The sequence below is a fragment of the Streptococcus acidominimus genome (genome assembly GCF_001921825.1).
Lineage (GTDB): Bacteria > Bacillota > Bacilli > Lactobacillales > Streptococcaceae > Streptococcus > Streptococcus acidominimus.
In genome coordinates this window covers 1-1,661 of sequence record NZ_MSJL01000101.1, presented here as the reverse complement: position 1 = coordinate 1,661, position 1,661 = coordinate 1, and the positions used below count along the sequence as shown (strand labels likewise).

Here is a 1,661-nt window from a genome sequence, read left to right as displayed (position 1 = left end):
GATAGTCTAGGTGAGGACGACCGCCACGACTGATGACTTTATCTTTACGACTGAATAACTCTGACAACAAAGGAAGAAAGATATTCCAATCCATAACGGCATCCAAACGTTCTAAGGGATTGCCTTTCTCTGATAGTTTTGACAAGATTTTTTCATCGTCTGTGAATAAATGCATGACAGCTCTCCTCATTACTTTTTATTCTATTATCTCATTTTGGGGAAATTTAGGAAGTTTTTAGAGGTCCCCTTTTAGTATAGCAGTAATAATTGGAATAGGAGTATTAGAACAGATGAACAAACAGGAACAATTAAAACAAGAAATGATTAAGGTCGTGGAAAGTGAGGAGGCAAAAGCTGAATTTGAGGAGGTTTTAAAAAATTTAGATTCTAAAGCATTGACAGCACAAGGAAAGATACAGTCATACAAAATAGACTTGGAATCTGTAAAACATAGTCCGATGGGAGGACTTTTTGTAACTTTGATCATTAATGGAGAACGAGGGTTATCAGTAACTATTGCATTGGATAAGCATAATAAATCCGAGGAAGTGCAAGTTGGTGGCGTGACATATTCATCTGCATTGGATAAGTTGTTAAATGAGGATTAATTTATGAGTAGTTACACGGATTATCAAAGACAACAAATTGCTAATGAGGAGTATAATCTTAGTTTAAGAGAGGGTGAACCAGTAACAATCGATAGAGGTAAAACCACTATCGGTTATGTTTCAGAAATTGAGGATACAGCTTCCGGTTTTCAAGCCTATGTCGTGGTAGAAGCGTAAAGAAATTGCTCAAGATGATGAAGTTCTCTGCGTTTCTGATAGCCAATCTAACGGCATGCAGGCAATGGCAGTTGCCCTTGGTGATGATACAGCAAATGTATCATAAAAAATATTGTTTTTTTATTGTTAGTGAATGTTTTTGCACAGAAAATGGTGTATAATAGTTGTAAAAGAAAGGAGAAGTATAGATGAAAAGTTGGCAGAAATGGCTCCTCGGTTTTATTTTTAGTATAGCAGTAATAATTGGAATAGGAGTATTGAATCAGATGAATAAACAGGAACAACTACAACAAGAAATGATTAAGGTAGTGGAAAGTGAAGAAGCAAAAGCTGAATTTGAAGAGGTTCTAAAAAATTTAGATTCTAAAGCATTGACAGCACAAGGAAAGATACGGTCATATAAAATAGATTTAGAATCTATAAGACATAATCCAATGGGAGGTATTGATGTTTCTATTGTTATGAATGATGATAAGGAATTGTATATATCATATACATTAAACAAAGACGTGAACTCGAACCAATTTCTTCCGGGTGGTGCGATTATTTCTGAAAAACTTAGTGATATACTACATGGCAGGGGTTGATAATGGATGCAAATTATACAGATTACCAAAATAAACAAATTGCTCAGAAAGAATATGAAAAGAATATAAGGATAGGTCAAGAACTTACTATCGATAGAGGTAAAACCACTATCGGTTATGTTTCAGAAATTGAGGATACAGCTTCCGGTTTTCAAGCCTATATCGTGACAGATGTGAAGTTACCAGAAAATCCTAGTCAGGCTGATTATGATAAAGTAAAACATGTCACCATGCTCTATCGTGGTTCAAGTGGTTTCAACGAGTTTTTAGAAAAACCTTGGGATGTTAC

The 1,661-nt window shown here is 35.0% G+C and carries 3 protein-coding genes and 2 pseudogenes; 4 read left to right on the top strand and 1 reads right to left on the bottom strand.

Annotated elements, in window-relative coordinates; translation table 11 throughout:
- Positions 1-175, bottom strand: a pseudogene (locus BU200_RS11050) (IS5/IS1182 family transposase); the annotation flags it as partial.
- A 79-nt stretch (positions 176-254) separates the two neighbouring features.
- Here BU200_RS11050 and BU200_RS10460 point away from each other — a divergent pair.
- The 4 genes and pseudogenes from BU200_RS10460 to BU200_RS10450 form a co-directional block, all read left to right on the top strand.
- On the top strand, positions 255-608 hold the full coding sequence (locus BU200_RS10460) for a DUF1310 family protein (RefSeq protein ID WP_075100051.1): 354 nt from the start codon (positions 255-257) through the stop codon (positions 606-608).
- Positions 609-611: 3 nt separating this feature from the next.
- Positions 612-785 carry a hypothetical protein gene (locus tag BU200_RS11195; protein ID WP_158015176.1) on the top strand — a complete coding sequence of 58 codons (174 nt, stop codon included), beginning with the start codon at positions 612-614 and terminating at the stop codon, positions 783-785.
- 188 nt (positions 786-973) lie between these two features.
- The gene (locus tag BU200_RS10455) at positions 974-1,372 is read left to right on the top strand and encodes a DUF1310 family protein (RefSeq protein WP_075100050.1); all 399 of its coding nucleotides are present in this window, start codon (positions 974-976) and stop codon (positions 1,370-1,372) included.
- Between the two features lie 2 nt (positions 1,373-1,374).
- Positions 1,375-1,661: pseudogene (locus BU200_RS10450) on the top strand (SA1320 family protein); the annotation flags it as partial.

Coding starts and splice junctions, on each gene's coding strand:
- BU200_RS10455 (WP_075100050.1), top strand. CDS start 974: ATGAAAAGTTGGCAGAAATGGCTCCTCGGTTTTATTTTTAGTATAGCA.
- BU200_RS11195 (WP_158015176.1), top strand. CDS start 612: ATGAGTAGTTACACGGATTATCAAAGACAACAAATTGCTAATGAGGAG.